Genomic DNA, 14,667 nt, shown 5'->3' on the forward strand with positions numbered 1-14,667 from the left:
GTGAACGCCTCACGCACCGCTGACCGGAGCCGCCGCGTAAGCCGTAGTCCCCTCGGCCGTCCCCTCAGTCCCCGCCCCCGCCGCAGCTGCTGCCCCCGCCTCCGCCGTCGCTCCAGTCGTCGCCCCCGCCGCCGCCGGACGCGTTCTGCTTGACGTTGTGGCGGACGGCCACGGCGGTCCACTCGGTGCGGCGCAGGACCTTCATCGCGGTCCGGCCCGAGCGGCCGTTGCGGGTCAGCTCCCCGGCGAGGCCGATGGCCGAGACCAGGGCGGCCAGCACCCGGTCGCGGCGGTCGGGGTAGCCCGCCGCCTCGGCCGCCTCGAACCGTTCGCGGACGCCCGGCGCGAGGTCCGGCACGCCCGGGAAGTGGCGGTGGTGGGGGAACAAGCCGAGGAAGCGGCGGGTCTCCCGGGACAGGAAGGAGCGCTCGACCAGGGAGTCCAGGTACATCTCCTGGACGTGCCGGTCGTGGTCGTTCACCCAGCGCCTGGCGCGGATCCCGGAGCGGCGGCCCTTGGCCGGCGCGTCCAGGGTCCGCAGCAGGGCGGCGAGGCGCGGGTCGGCCGGGTCCAGCGGGTCGACCACCTGGACCCGGCCGCGCTCCTCCCGTATCCGCCCCTGGAGCTCCAGCTCCGCGAGGGCGGCCCCGGCCGTCCCGTACGCCAGGGAGTCCGCCTCGCACGACGGCTTGCCCCGCTTCGGGTCCAGGGCGAGCAGGAGCAGCTCCTCGGGCAGCGTCAGCACGGGGGCGGCGGGGCTTCCGGCCGTCCGGGGCATGGGGGAGGCGTCGTACGTCATGGGGTCGTGACGATCCTGCCGGTCACATCGCCGAGGCCCACGCGGGTGCCGTGCGGGCCGGGGGCCCAGGCCGTCAGCGTGACCGTGTCGCCGTCCTCCAGGAACGTCCGCTTGCCCTCGGGCAGTTCCAGCGCGTCGCGGCCGTTCCAGGTCAGCTCCAGGAGGGAGCCGCGCTGGGCGGGCTCGGGGCCGCTGACCGTGCCGGAGCCGTAGAGGTCCCCGGTGCGCAGCGACGCGCCGTTGACCGTCATGTGGGCGAGCTGCTGGGCGGCCGTCCAGTACATCGAGGCGAACGGCGGCTCGGCGACGACCTGGCCGTTGATCTCGACGGTGATCCGGATGTCGAAGCCGCCGTGCTCCTCCTCGTTCGCGTCGTCGAGGTAGGGGAGCAGGGGGACGTCCCGGGCCGGGGGGGCCGTGCGGGCCGCGTCCAGGGCCTCCAGCGGGGTGACCCACGCCGATACGGAGGTGGCGAAGGACTTGCCGAGGAACGGGCCCAGCGGCACGTACTCCCAGGCCTGGAGGTCGCGCGCCGACCAGTCGTTGAGGAGGCTGAGCCCGAAGACGTGCTCGCGGAAGTCGGCGAGCGGGACCGGGGTGCCGTGGGCGGAGGGGACGCCGACGAGGAAGCCGACCTCGGCCTCGATGTCCAGCTTCACCGAGGGCCCGAAGACGGGCGCCGGGTCGGTGGGCGCCTTGCGCTGGCCGCTGGGGCGCACCACGTCCGTCCCCGAGACCACGACGGTGCCGGAGCGTCCGTGGTAACCGATCGGCAGGTGCTTCCAGTTGGGGGTGAGCGCGTCGCCGTCCGGCCGGAAGATCCGCCCGACGTTGGTGGCGTGGTGCTCGCTGGCGTAGAAGTCGACGTAGTCGGCGACCTCGTACGGCAGGTGCAGGGTCACCGCGTCGACGGGGTGCAGCAGCGGCTCGATGTCCGCGCGGTGGCCCGGGACGGTGAGCCAGGCGGTGAGCGCGCGGCGCACGTCCCGCCAGGTGGTGCGGCCCGCCGCGAGCAGCGGCGTCAGGCTCGGCTGGGCCAGCAGCCCGGCGTAGGGGGAGCCGAGCGCGTGGGCGGCGGCGCCGGCGTCCAGGACGTGGTCGCCGATGCGGACGCCGACCCGGCGGTCCTCGGGGTGGTCGGGGGTGGAGAACACACCGTAGGGAAGGTTGTGCGGGCCGAAGGGGTCGCCCTCGGGCAGGTCGAGCGGGCTGCTCTGCTCGGACATGTGTTGCTGCCTCGCTTTCCAGGTCGTGTGGGGGACACGTTACGTCGGAGGTCCTACCCCACGGCAGTGCCCCGACTATCCCCAACTGCGCGTATTGCCCGGAAAGTTCGAAGGGTCCCCGGGAAATCCGGGGGCCCGGGGAGGAAACACGGCCCGCGCACGGCATACCGATCGCTCAGCCCACGGTGCGTGCTCAGCCCACGGTGCGTGCTCAGCCCACGGTGCGTGCTCAGCCCGCCGTGCGTGCTCAGCCCGCCGTGCGCGGGATGCGCTTCTCCCAGGTGCGGTGGAAGACGATCTCGCCGCCGTCCTTGCAGATCACCTCGTTCGAGGTGATGAAGTCGTCCGCGTCGGCGGCGATCTCGGAGCGTGTCTCGATCTCCACGTCCCAGGCGATCTCCGGCCGGTGCAGCCGGATCCGCCAGTCGCTGCGGGTGCGGGCGGAGAGCGGGTCGTCCTGCTGGATCGTGTACGTCTCCAGGGCGTCCTCGGTGAATTCGAGGCCGTCGGGGTAGACCCGCGTACCGCCGTAGCGGGGGTCCACCTCCAGCCGCCACTCGCCCTTGGCGACATCGCGGACGACGAGGCGTTCGGGGTGGGGCTCCTCCAGGGTGACCGGGTGGACCACGCCGAGCGGTTCGGACTGTTCCGGTTCGCCGAAGGTGATCGGGGGGTCCTCGGCGCGGCGGCGCACCGGCAGTTCGACGAGGCTGCCGTCCGCGTCCAGGGTGAAGCCCGCCGAGCCTGCCTGCGGCCAGATCCAGGGCCAGTACGAGGAGGAGACCGCGAGCCGGATGCGGTGGCCGGGCGGGAAGGTGTGGCCGATGCCGTTGAGGTCGAGGACGACGTCCTCCGTCTCGCCGGGCGTCCAGTCGTCGGTGCGGTCGCGGCCGTGCCGGGCGGCGAGGTTGAGGGCGCCCCGGGTGACCAGGGTGGAGGAGCCGTCGGGCGCCACGTCGCAGAGCCGGGCGATGGCCTGGCCGCGCGGGACGTCCATCCGGATGCGGAGCTTCACCCGGGGGCGGCCGAGGATCTCGATCGGCGCATCTTCGACGGGGAACTCGAACGACACCGACTTCGCGTCCTCGTCGCGCTGGTCCGGCGGCAGGTCGGCGTCGTTCCCGAACGGGAAGAAGCGGCCCGCGTCCAGCCCGGTCTGCTGCGGCGAGGCGACGATCCGCTCCCCGCCCCGGAGCGCGTACGCCACCGGGGAGATGTTCTCCGAAGGCCAGGACGCGTCCCCCACCCACCGGCCCGGCAGCGTCTCGTAGACCGTGGCGGGCGGGTGCGAGCCGCTGATCCAGGACCTCAGCAGCGGCTCCCGCATCACGCCCGTCTCCTTGCCCTTCAGGTGCTGGTCCCACCAGCGCAGCGTCTCCTGGAGGAAGCCGATCGCGGGCCCCGGCGGCAGCCCCCGGTCCGGGTACTGGTGCGACCACGGGCCGATGATCCCGCGCACCTGCCGCGGATCGAGGTGCTCGACCAGGCGCAGCACGGTGTCGCGGTACGGGTCGTGCCAGCCGCCCACCGCGAGGACGTGCGCCTTGACCGCCCCGTAGTCCTCGCAGACGCTGCCGTGCTTCCAGTAGTCGTCGCGGCTCTGGTGGGCCAGCCAGGTGTGGATGAACGGCTCGACCGCCTCCAGCCGCTCCAGCCACATCTCCTTCCAGCCGTCGCCGACCTGCTCCGGGTCCGGCGGGCGGCAGACGAAGGCGAGCATGGTGGCGGCCCAGGCGTGCATGTCGACGGCGAGGACGGAGCCGCCCATGTAGTGGACGTCGTTGTCGTAGCGGTCGTCGGTCGAGCAGACGGTGACGACGGCCTTCAGCGGCTCGGGGGCGAGCGCGGCGATCTGGAGCGAGTTGAAGCCGCCCCAGGAGATGCCGAACATCCCGACCCGGCCCGAGCACCACTCCTGCTGGGCCAGCCAGTGGACGACGGCGACCCCGTCGGTGAGTTCCCGCGCGTCGTACTCGTCGCCCGGCAGCCCCTCGCTGTTGCCGTGGCCCCGGACGTCGACCCGCACGGAGGCGTAGCCGTGGCCCGCGTACCAGGGGTGGCGCTGCCAGTCGCGCGGTGCCGTCCAGTCGCCGAGCCGGTAGGGCAGGTACTCCAGCAGCGCGGGGACCGGTTCGTCGGTGAGGGGCCGCCAGATCCGGGCGTAGAGCCGGGTTCCGCCGGGCAGCGGGATGTACACGTCCTCGCGGGTCGTCTCGTAGGGGAACTCGGTCGTGATGTTCATGGGCCACCTCGGTGGGGGACGGGGGGACGCCTTCTTTACGTGTCGCGACGCTCTATGGGGAGGCTGTTTACGGCGAGGTCGGGGAGGCCGGGGAGGCTGTCCATGGGGACGTTGGGGAGGTCGGGGAGGCCGGGCAAGACCCTTCATGGGGAGGCTGTCAGTGGACGGGGTGCATCGTGCGCCTCAGCCAGGGCGCGGCGGCGATCATCGCGAGGCCGGCCGCCACGGCGATCGTGCCGTTGACACCGAAGTAGGCGGGGGTGGAGACCTCGCCGTAGAGCTTCACGACCTGTGCCTGGATGCCGTTGGCGACGGCCAGGGAGAGGAACCACAGGGCCATCGTCTGGCTGGCGAAGGCCTTCGGGGCGAGCTTGCTGCTGGCCGAGAGGCCGGAGGTCTCCAGCAGGACGTCACCGAGCCCGAGCAGCAGGTAGGAGCCGACGATCCACCAGGCGGCCATCCGGTACACGCCGTCGGCATGCCCGGAGGTGGGCAGGACCATCAGCAGGAACGACAGGCCGCCGAGGATCACGCCGAAGGCGATCTTGTTGGAGGCGTGCGGCTGGCGGCGGCCCATCCGGACCCAGGTGGCGGCCACGACGGGCGCGAGGGCGACCTCGAAGGCGCCGAGGGCGGAGGCGTACCAGCCGGCCGGGAAGGTGAAGCCGAGGATCTCGGTGCGGGCGTTGGTCGACGCCAGCAGGATCATCGTGGAGTACGCCTGGAAGAGGATGAAGTTGAAGACGACGGACCCCAGGAAGAGCACGACGTACGGCCGCAGCCTGCCGCGTTCCTCGGCGGTGACGCGAGGGCTCTTGAACATGACCGCGAAGTACGCGATCGGGGCGGCGACCGAGACGAGGGTGAGCAGGTCCACGAACCGGTCGATGGTGAGCCACCCCGCCGACGCCAGGGCGGTCGCGAGGACGGCGACCAGGACGGCCCCGCCGATGATCAGCCGCACCGCGCGGCGCATGGCGGCCGGGGCGAGGGCGAATTCGGCGCCCTCCTTGCGTCCGGCCAGGTGACGGCGGCCCGCCACGTACTGGATCAGGCCGAGGGTCATACCGATCGCGGCGGCCGAGAAGCCCCAGTGCCAGCTCGCGTGGTCGCCGAGCCAGCCGGTGATCAGCGGTCCGGCGAAGGCGCCGATGTTGATGCCCATGTAGTAGAGGGCGAAGCCGGCGTCCCGCCGCGAGTCCTCGGTGCGGTAGAGCTTGCCGACCATGGCGGCCACATTGGGTTTGAGCAGGCCCGTTCCGGCGCTGATCAGCCCGAGCCCGGTCCAGGTCATGGCGTCGGTGGGCACGGCCATGGAGTAGTGGCCGCAGGCGATGAGGACGCCGCCGTACAGCACGGCCCGGTACGAACCGAGGATGCGGTCGGCCAGCCAGCCGCCCGCCACGGAGACCAGGTAGACGAGGGTCCCGTACGCGGCCGATACGGAGGCGGCGGTGCCGGGGCTCATGCCCATGCCGCCGCCCGCCACCGTGTCGGCGAAGAACAGCACCAGGATCGCCTGCATGCCGAGGAACGAGAACCGCTCCCAGACCTCCAGACCGGACAGGGTCATCAGACCCCGGGGCTGGCCGAAGAAGGCGCGGTCGTCCTCGGGCGGGGGCCGGTCCGGTTCGGTGCCGGCGGTGACGTGGGACAAAGCGGATACTCCTGATCGTATGAGCTGATCACGAACATACCGGCGGTGGTGGGAAGCCGCCCATGGTGATCCGTAGGAGACCGGATACGCTGAAGTTGATTCGAGACACAGCGACACATCGACAACGAGTGTGATCGTCAGCAGACAGGAGATGCCCTCGTGACCGTCGTCGGGCCGTTCGGACTGCACGTGCGGGACCAGGCTCTTGAGGCCGACGTCCAGACGGGCCTCGCCGCTGTCGAAGCAGGGCTGCTCGAAGCCACCAAGAGTGATGTGCCCTTCATCACGGAGGCCGCCCAGCACCTGGTGCGGGCGGGGGGCAAGCGGTTCCGCCCGTTGCTGGTCATGCTCGCGTCACAGTTCGGTGATCCGGACGCGCCGGGTGTCGTCCCCGCGGCCGTCGTCGTCGAGCTGACCCACCTGGCCACGCTGTACCACGACGACGTGATGGACGAGGCCGACGTACGCCGAGGGGTGGAGAGCGCCAACACCCGCTGGGGCAACTCCGTCGCCGTCCTCACCGGCGACTTCCTCTTCGCCCGCGCCTCCCACATCCTGGCCGACCTCGGCCCCGAGGCCGTACGCATCCAGGCCGAGGCGTTCGAACGGCTCGTCACCGGCCAGATCCTGGAGACCGCGGGCCCGCGCGACGGCCGTGACCCGGTCGACCACTACCTGGACGTGCTCAGCGGCAAGACCGGCTCGCTGGTCGCCGTCTCCGGCCGGTTCGGCGCACTGATGGCCGGAGCCGACGAGCGGACCGTGGACATCCTCACGCAGTACGGGGAGCGGCTCGGCATCGCCTTCCAGCTCGCCGACGACGTCCTGGACATCGCCTCCGACACCCACGAGTCCGGCAAGACCCCCGGCACCGACCTGCGCGAAGGCATCCCCACGCTCCCGGTGCTGCGGCTGCGCGCCCAGGCGGCGGCCGACGGCAAGCCCGACGACCTGGAGCTCGTCGAGCTGCTCGACGGCGACCTCGGCGACGACGACGCCCTCGCCGAGGCCCTGCGCCGGCTGCGCGCCCACCCGGCGCTGGAGCAGGCCCGCCAGGACACCGTCCGCTACGCCCAGGAGGCGCGCGCCACGCTGGCGCCGCTGCCCGAGGGGTACGCGAAGTCCGCGCTGGCAGAGTTGTGCGACGCCGTGGTGCACCGCGCGGGCTGAGAGCGCCGGCCGACTCCTGGGTTGATGACGCGTCACCCGATGGAGCAACGGGGGCGGCAGGCGCCTACCTCTCCCGACCTCTTCCGACCTTTCCCGACCTCTCCCGCCGACGAGGCCTTCCCTGCTGCCCACGGGGCATAGGGCCCTACCCCTACTGGATGGCTGACTCCACACGTCTGGTTGTCATACCGGAGCAGTAGGCGGATTGATCCCCGGGGCTGACGCTTCATGCCGCCCGATTTGGTCAGATGGATACCACCCACTCCTGACCACATCGGGTGAGAATGGCGGCAGGGAGTGGACGAGCAACCGGACGGAAGCCGCCGACCACGGAGGTAGGGCACACATGGCACCGAACGACAGCGCAGAGACCACCGGCGAGGCCACGGGCACTGTCGTGGGCCGCCGGAAGGCGGCGCGCTACATCGTCCCCGTCGCGGTCGCGGGGGTGGCGGCCGCGACCATCGGACTCGTCCCGGCGCTCGCCGACTCCGGCGACCCGGACCTGCCGAAGATCAGCGCACAGGAGCTCATCGAGAGGATCGCCGCTTCCGACGAGGAGCAGCTCTCCGGAACCTTCAAGATCAGCACGGACCTCGGCCTGCCCCTCGACGGCCTCGCGGGCTCGTTCGTACCGGGCACCGGCTCCGACGACGACAAGGGCGCCGCCGCCCCGCAGGACAAGCTCATGGAGCTGACGTCCGGCACGCACACCCTGCGGGTGGCCGTCGACGGCCCGGACAAGCAGCGGCTCTCCATCCTCGGCAAGGCCTCCGAGTACAGCGTCGTCCACAACAAGGGCGAGATCTGGGCGTACGACTCCCAGTCCGACGAGGTCTACCACGCAGAGGCGCCCGAGGGCGCGGGCGGCGCGAACGAGACCCCGAAGGCCCCCAAGGGCGTACCGGCCACTCCGAAGGACTTCGCCGAGCAGGCGCTCGCGGCGGTCGGCGACACCACGTCGGTCACCGTGGACGGCACCGCGCAGGTGGCGGGGCGCGACGCGTACCAGCTGGTGATCAAGCCCAAGCAGTCCGGCTCGACGGTCGGTTCGGTACGGATCGCGGTGGACGCGGAGAACGGCGTACCGCTGAAGTTCACGCTGGCCGCGGCGGCCGGCGGCAAGGCCGTGGTCGACGCCGGCTTCACCAAGGTCGACTTCTCCAAGCCCGCGGCCTCCTCGTTCGACTTCACCCCGCCCAAGGGCGCCAAGGTGACGGAGGCCGACGAGCTGGAGACCGGCAAGGACGAGCACGGCGCGGCACAGAAGACGCTCCCGGAGCAGTTCTCCGGGCAGATCCCCGGCCTGGAAGGGTTGCAGGGTTCCGAGGGCGTCAACGTCATCGGCAAGGGCTGGACGTCGGTCGCCGCCATCGAGATCCCCGGTGGCAAGGGCCTGCCCGCGGCGGGCTCGGACGGCTTCCCGGCCGAGGCGCAGGGCTTCCTGGACGCGCTCGGCGACAAGGTGACCGGCACGTTCGGCTCGGGCACGGTCTTCAAGACCCGCCTGGTCAACGCCCTGCTGACGGACGACGGCAAGGTGTATGTCGGAGCGGTGACGAAGGACGAGCTGGTACGGGTGGCGGACGGCGCCAAGTAGGCCCGTCGGGCCGTCCGGGTCACCTGGCCGTCCCGCTCCGCCGCGCCGCGTGTTCGCGCGGCGGGGAGGGACGGCCTCCGCACGTGGTGAGAGGCGCGATCGGCATGACGGACACAGTGGCTACGGGCACGGACGCAATGACTGAGGGCACGGGCACAGCGGTTGCGGGCACGGGCACTGCGGCTGCGGGCACGGGCACAGCAGGCACGAGCACTGCGGCTGCGGCTGCGGGCAGGGACACTGCGGCTGCGGCTGGGGGCACGGCTTCGGCCCCGACGTACGCGGCCACGGCCACGGGCCCCGCCGCCCCCGTGATCGAGACCCGAGGCCTGACCAAGCGCTACCGCGGCGGACAGCTCGCCGTCGACGGCCTCGACCTCACCGTCCCCGGCGGCAGCGTCTTCGGCTTCCTCGGCCCCAACGGCTCCGGCAAGACCACCACCATCCGGATGCTCGTGGGCCTCATCGACCCCACCTCCGGCTCGGCCACGGTCCTCGGCCGCCCCATGCCCCAGGCCGCCCGGACGGTCCTCCCGGAGGTCGGCGCGCTGATCGAGGGACCGGCGCTGTACGGGTACCTGAGCGGCCGGGACAACCTCCTGCGGTACGACCGCGCCGACCCCACCGCCGACCCGCGCACCCGCAAGGCCCGCGTCGCCCATGCCCTGGAACGGGTCGGCCTCGCCGCCGCGTCGGCCAAGAAGGCGAAGGCGTACTCCCTCGGCATGAAACAGCGCCTCGGCCTCGCCGCCGCCCTGCTCCGCCCGCGCCGCCTGCTCATCCTGGACGAGCCGACCAACGGCCTCGACCCGCAGGGCATGCGGGAGATCCGCTCCCTGGTCCGGGAGCTGGCGGCCGAGGGGACCACGGTGTTCCTCTCCTCGCACCTGCTGGACGAGATCGAGCAGGTCTGCACGCACGCGGCGGTGATGGCCCGGGGCCGGCTGCTCGTCCAGGGCCCGGTCCCCGAACTCGCCGCGAGCGCCCGGGGCCGGCTCGTCGTCACCACCCCCGACCCCCAGGACGCGGCCCGCGTCCTGGCCGAGCACGGCCTCACCGGCCTGGCCGCCGACGGAGACCGGCTGACCGCCGACGCCCCGCCCGCTGCCGTGGACCTCGCGGACCTCAACGCCGCGCTGGTGGGCGGCGGGGTGCGGGTGCGGTCGTTCGGGATCGAGGGCGGCTCGCTGGAGGACGCGTTCGTGGCACTCACCGGAGAGGGATTCGATGTCGCAGGCTGAGACGAGCCCCCGGCAGGAACCGGCTGAAACGGCCCCCTCCGGGCAGAAGACCCCGTCCCTGGAGAGAATCCCTTCCCCGGAGACCCCTTCCCCGGAGACCCCTTCTCCGGAGGCCCCTTCTCCGGAGGCCCCTTCTCCAGAGACCCCCTCCCTGGAGACCTCCTCCCCGGAGAGAGTCCCCTCCCCGGAGAAGACCCCCTCCTCGGGGAGTTCGGGGCCCCGCCCCCGTAGCCCTCTGCGGACACTCGGAATCCTCCGCTCCGAGATCACCACCACCCTCCGCCGCCACCGGACCTACGCACTCCTCGCGGTGCTCGCCGCCGTCCCCGTACTCATCGGGCTCGCGGTCCGCATCGAGACCGGCGGTGGCGGACCGGGCGGCGGGCCGGACGGCGGGGCCGGGCCGGCGTTCCTGACCCAGGTCACCAACAACGGCCTCTTCCTCGTCTTCGCCGCCCTCGCCGCCACCCTGCCGGTCTTCCTCCCGATGGCCGTCGGAGTCGTCGCGGGCGACGCGATCGCGGGCGAGGCGAGCGCCGGAACCCTGCGCTATCTGCTGGTCGCCCCGGCGGGCCGGACCCGGCTGCTGCTCGCCAAGTACGCCTCGGTCCTCACCTTCTGCCTGGTCGCCACGTTCGTGGTGGCGGCTTCGGCGCTGGCGGTCGGGGCGCTGCTCTTCCCGGTGGGGGAGGTCACGACGATCTCCGGCACCCGGATCAGCTTCGGCGAGGGCCTGGTGCGGGCCGCGCTGACGGCGGCGGTCGTCGCGGCGTCACTGGCGGGGTTCGCCGCGCTCGGGCTGTTCGTCTCGACGCTGACCAACAGCGGGATCGGGGCCATGGCGGCGACGGTCGGGCTGCTGATCACGGTGCAGATCCTGGGCAGCATCCCGCAGTTGAGCGCCGTCCACCCCTACTTGTTCACGCACCACTGGATGTCCTTCGCGGACATCCTGCGCGAACCGGTCCACTGGGACGATCTCGTGAAGAACTTCCAGCTCCAGGGCCTGTACGCGGCGGTGTTCGGCTCGGCGGCCTGGGCCCGCTTCACGACGAAGGACATCACGGCCTGAGCGGTTCCGCAGGAAGGGGGGCGACGAGGGCGAGGAGGCCGAAGAGCAAGACGGCAAGGAGCGGGCAGGCCGCCCCGTGGCCGGATCAAACCGGTGAGCAGCCGCCCATGCCGTCGGCCGGGCGAGCCGTCCCCCGATCGGCTCGTCGCGGCACGAACGGCACGAACGGTGCGGAGGGTGGGAACGTCACGACACGGTACGTTCCGTTTCCGCTTGGGTATTGTTCGGCCTGTGACGACGACCTGTCAATAAGGGATTGGCTGAAACCCTTCTATGCTCACCGAATGATCACACCGCCCAGTAGCGTGCGCCGCAGCGAGAGATCACGCCGCGCGACGTTGCAGGCTGCCCTCGACCTCTGTTCGGAGAAGGGGTACGGGCGGGTCACGGTGGAGGCCATCGCGGCCCGCGCGGGCGTCAGCAAGAAGACGATCTACCGCTGGTGGCCGTCAAAAGGGGCGGTCCTGCTGGAGGCGTTCACCGACGCCTTGGTGGACGCCACCCCGTTCGTGGACACCGGTGACATAGGGGCGGATCTGCGCACCCATGTCGCCGGGGCGGTCAGACTGCTCTCCGTGCCGCCCTTCGGCCCGGCCTACGCGGGCATCCTCTCCGAGCTCCACCACGACGACGTCCTCGCACAGGCGTTGAAGGATCAGCTGGTCGACCCGCGCGTGGCACAGGCGGTGGCCCGGCTGCGCGGCGCCCAGGACCAGGGCCAGATCCCGCCCGGCGCGAACCTCCCGCTGGCGGTGGAGATGCTGTACGGCCCCGTCTACTACCGCCATGTCCTGCGCAAACCGGTCCAGGACGAGGAGGAGATCGCCGCCTTGGTGGCCCACGTGCTGCGCGCGCTGGGGGCGCCGGGGTACCAGGTGCGCTGAGCCCGGGAGTCGGCGACAGGCCCTGGGCCCGGCGGACACCCCCACCAACGTCCGTAGGCTCGCCGCCCTCGCCGCCCTCGCCAACCACGTGGGCCCCCTCCGGCCCCTGGACCGGCTGCGGCCGAGCCGCGATCCGGGCGCCGGGCGGCGAACTCCTGGCCGAGGCGGACGACCGTACGCCGATGCTGGTCACCGCCGAGGTCGGCCGGACCCCCTCGGCGCCTTCGTCGTAGGCTTCCGAGCCGCTCCACGCGGGGGAGGGGGCGCGCTCCTCAGGCGCCCGGGACCGGGCCCCTCGTCACACCCCTGCCGCCCACCGGTGGCCGCTCCCGGTGCGGCGGGTGATGCTGGTCCGGCACGTGCCGGTGCTCCGGTGCATCGGCGCACCGGAGCCTGAGGGTGGGTGGAGCCGTGTCGTACGCCGATACCCCGGCCGGACCCGGGAGTCCGCCGGACGGCCTGGACGACGCCGTCCTGAAGACCCTGTTCGCCCAGTCCGCCGTGGGCATCGTCGTGCTCGACCCGCAGCTCAGGCTCGTCCGCGCCAACTCCCTCGTCGAGGGCGTCGACACCGGGGAGTACATCGGCCACCGGTTCACCGAGGCCTTCCGGCTCGACGACCCGGACGGGGCCGAGCAGCTGCTGAAACAGGTCCTTGCAGGTGAGGGGCCCGTACGCGACCATCTCGTACGCGGCAGGCTCCGCCGCACCCCGGGTGATCGGACCTTCCTGGTCTCCGCCTACCGCCTCGACGGCCCCGGAGGCAGCGCCCTCGGGCTGGTGAGCGCGGTCGTCGACGTCACCGAGCGCGAGCGGGCCCGTGCGCGGGCGGCCACGCTGGGCGCCGTGCGCGACGCGGTGGGCGGCTCCCTGGACGTGGCCACCACCTGCCGGGCCTTCATCGACGCGCTGGTGCCGGACTTCGCCGACCTCGCCGTCATCGAGGTGGTGGACGAGGTCCTGCGCGGGGCCGACCCGCCGGTGGGGCCGCTGCCGCCCGACACCCCGCTGTGCCGCGTGGCGACCGGTCACTGCGACGCCCTCCGGGGCGAGGAGGCGCTCCGGGGCCGCCCGGTCGGCGGGACCCGCCGCCTCCCTCTCCGTACGCCGTACGCGCTCGCCGTCACGGACCTGCGGCCCCGGCTCGAACGGCTCACCGCCGACATCCCGTGGCTGGACGCCGACCCGGAGGCGGCCCGTGGCCTCGCGCGGGCCGGCGCGCACTCGCTGATCGTCGTGCCCCTCACCCTGCGGGGAGCCGTCCTCGGCCTGGTCAGCCTGTACCGCTGCGGAGACGCGGAGCTGTTCGACGAGGAGGATGTCTCCCTGGCCGGTACGGCGGTCACCCGCGCGGCCCTCGCCATCGACAACGCCCGCCGGTACGAGCGCGAGCACGTCATCGCCTCCACCGTCCAGCGCCGCCTCCTCCCGAGGGCCGAACGCCACCAGGCCGCCGTGGAGACCGCCCACGTGCTGCTGCCCGGCCGGGACAGCGGCTGCTGGTTCGACACGATCGCGCTCTCCGGGGCCCGTACGGCGCTCGTTGTCGGCGGGGTGGCGGGGGAGGGGCTCCAGTCGGTCATCGTGATGGGCCAGCTCCGTACGGTCATCCAGGCCCTGGCCGGTCTCGACCTGGAGCCGGAGGAGGTACTGGCCCGCCTCAAGGAGACCGCCGACCGCCTCGCCCACGAACGCGCGTCCTTGCCCCCGAGCGACTCCCTCCGGGGAGAACCGCTGCGAGCGGGATGCGTGTACGGGGTCTATGACCCGTTCACCCGGACCTGCACGGTCGCTCGGGCCGGGCACCCCGCGCCCCTGATCGTCGGGCCCGACGGACGGAGGGTCGCCTTCGACGTCCCCGAGGGCCCCGGCCTCTTCGCCGCCGACAGCGCCCTCTTCGCCCCCGCCACCATCACATTGGAGGAGGGCAGCGTGCTGGCGTTCTGCACGGCCGAACTGCTCGCCGACGACCGCGCCGAGGAACGCATCACGCAGACCCTGGCCCGCAGCGCTCACAACGCCCGCAGCACCCACGACACCCACAGCGGCCACAACGCCCACAGCAGTCATGACAGTCACATCACCCACGACACCCACGACACCCACGACACCCACGACGGTCACAGCCTCCAGCAACTGGGCGACGACATCGTCTACGAGACCCCCGACGACACCCGCTCCGCCGGGGCGGCGCTGCTCCTGGCCCGTACGGGTACGGTCTCCGACCACCGGGTCGCCACCTGGGACCTCGCCCAGGAGCGCACGACCCCCGCCACCGCCCGCCTGCTCGTACGCGACCGGCTCCAGGGCTGGGGGCTCGACGAGGACACCGTTGACTCGACGGAGCTGATCGTCAGCGAACTGGTCACCAACGCCGTCCGCTACGGAACCCCGCCGCTCCGGCTGCGCCTCCTGCTGGACACCACCCTCACCTGCGAGGTCCACGACGGCTCCACGGCCTCCCCGCACCTGCGCCACGCCCGCACGGTCGACGAGGGCGGCCGGGGCCTGTTCATCGTCTCCCGCCTCGCCGCCCACTGGGGGGCCCGCCACAGCCCGGCCGGCAAGGTGCTGTGGACGGAGCAGGACCTTCCGGGGGACGCGACGGCGACGATGCCGTGATCAACGTCGAGGCCGCCCGGACGGTGGGCATGCAGGCGCACCTGTTCGAGGACAACGCCGGAACGATCGCGCGGATCGCGGCACATGCGGACGCCGGGCCGTCGCCGGTACGGGGGCGCGTCCCCCTCGCGTGAACCACCGCGCCCCCGGGCGC

Annotated in this window: 10 protein-coding genes and 1 pseudogene; 7 read left to right on the forward strand and 4 right to left on the reverse strand. The window is 72.5% G+C overall.

The window, feature by feature from the left end; genetic code table 11:
• Positions 1-64: 64 nt before the first annotated feature.
• The 4 genes from AB0917_RS11360 to AB0917_RS11375 form a co-directional block, all read right to left on the reverse strand.
• Positions 65-799, reverse strand: coding sequence for a GPP34 family phosphoprotein (locus AB0917_RS11360; protein ID WP_366819259.1), 735 nt, complete (start codon positions 797-799; stop codon positions 65-67).
• Positions 796-2,025, reverse strand: a complete 1,230-nt coding sequence (gene fahA, locus AB0917_RS11365; protein WP_366819260.1) for a fumarylacetoacetase — start codon at positions 2,023-2,025, stop codon at positions 796-798. The genes AB0917_RS11360 and fahA overlap by 4 nt, the downstream gene beginning before the upstream one ends.
• A gap of 247 nt (positions 2,026-2,272) precedes the next feature.
• Positions 2,273-4,267 carry a CocE/NonD family hydrolase gene (locus AB0917_RS11370; RefSeq protein ID WP_366819261.1) on the reverse strand — a complete coding sequence of 665 codons (1,995 nt, stop codon included), beginning with the start codon at positions 4,265-4,267 and terminating at the stop codon, positions 2,273-2,275.
• Between the two features lie 157 nt (positions 4,268-4,424).
• The gene (locus tag AB0917_RS11375; RefSeq protein ID WP_366819262.1) at positions 4,425-5,924 is read right to left on the reverse strand and encodes an oligopeptide:H+ symporter; all 1,500 of its coding nucleotides are present in this window, start codon (positions 5,922-5,924) and stop codon (positions 4,425-4,427) included.
• Positions 5,925-6,083: 159 nt separating this feature from the next.
• Between AB0917_RS11375 and AB0917_RS11380 the strand changes: the two genes are divergently transcribed.
• The 7 genes and pseudogenes from AB0917_RS11380 to AB0917_RS11410 form a co-directional block, all read left to right on the forward strand.
• Positions 6,084-7,094 carry a polyprenyl synthetase family protein gene (locus tag AB0917_RS11380; RefSeq protein ID WP_366819263.1) on the forward strand — a complete coding sequence of 337 codons (1,011 nt, stop codon included), beginning with the start codon at positions 6,084-6,086 and terminating at the stop codon, positions 7,092-7,094.
• A gap of 346 nt (positions 7,095-7,440) precedes the next feature.
• Positions 7,441-8,694 carry a DUF2092 domain-containing protein gene (locus AB0917_RS11385; protein ID WP_366819264.1) on the forward strand — a complete coding sequence of 418 codons (1,254 nt, stop codon included), beginning with the start codon at positions 7,441-7,443 and terminating at the stop codon, positions 8,692-8,694.
• Between the two features lie 137 nt (positions 8,695-8,831).
• Positions 8,832-9,935 carry an ABC transporter ATP-binding protein gene (locus tag AB0917_RS11390; protein WP_366819265.1) on the forward strand — a complete coding sequence of 368 codons (1,104 nt, stop codon included), beginning with the start codon at positions 8,832-8,834 and terminating at the stop codon, positions 9,933-9,935.
• A gap of 235 nt (positions 9,936-10,170) precedes the next feature.
• Positions 10,171-11,007, forward strand: coding sequence for an ABC transporter permease (locus tag AB0917_RS11395; protein WP_366819293.1), 837 nt, complete (start codon positions 10,171-10,173; stop codon positions 11,005-11,007).
• Positions 11,008-11,291: 284 nt separating this feature from the next.
• A complete protein-coding gene (locus tag AB0917_RS11400) occupies positions 11,292-11,891 on the forward strand; it encodes a TetR/AcrR family transcriptional regulator (RefSeq protein WP_366819266.1) in 600 nt (199 codons plus the stop codon).
• A 411-nt stretch (positions 11,892-12,302) separates the two neighbouring features.
• On the forward strand, positions 12,303-14,513 hold the full coding sequence (locus AB0917_RS11405; RefSeq protein WP_366819267.1) for a SpoIIE family protein phosphatase: 2,211 nt from the start codon (positions 12,303-12,305) through the stop codon (positions 14,511-14,513).
• Positions 14,501-14,647: pseudogene (locus tag AB0917_RS11410) on the forward strand (HAD family phosphatase); the annotation flags it as partial. The gene AB0917_RS11405 and the pseudogene AB0917_RS11410, both read left to right, overlap by 13 nt.
• Between the last annotated feature and the right edge of the window lie 20 nt (positions 14,648-14,667).

Source organism: Streptomyces sp. NPDC007346, from assembly GCF_040703535.1.
GTDB lineage: Bacteria > Actinomycetota > Actinomycetes > Streptomycetales > Streptomycetaceae > Streptomyces.

Bases quoted from the DNA above. Each gene is read 5' to 3' on its own strand.
- AB0917_RS11370 (WP_366819261.1), bottom strand. From the start codon at position 4,267: ATGAACATCACGACCGAGTTCCCCTACGAGACGACCCGCGAGGACGTG.
- AB0917_RS11385 (WP_366819264.1), top strand. From the start codon at position 7,441: ATGGCACCGAACGACAGCGCAGAGACCACCGGCGAGGCCACGGGCACT.
- fahA (WP_366819260.1), bottom strand. From the start codon at position 2,025: ATGTCCGAGCAGAGCAGCCCGCTCGACCTGCCCGAGGGCGACCCCTTC.
- AB0917_RS11400 (WP_366819266.1), top strand. From the start codon at position 11,292: ATGATCACACCGCCCAGTAGCGTGCGCCGCAGCGAGAGATCACGCCGC.
- AB0917_RS11360 (WP_366819259.1), bottom strand. From the start codon at position 799: ATGACGTACGACGCCTCCCCCATGCCCCGGACGGCCGGAAGCCCCGCC.
- AB0917_RS11390 (WP_366819265.1), top strand. From the start codon at position 8,832: ATGACTGAGGGCACGGGCACAGCGGTTGCGGGCACGGGCACTGCGGCT.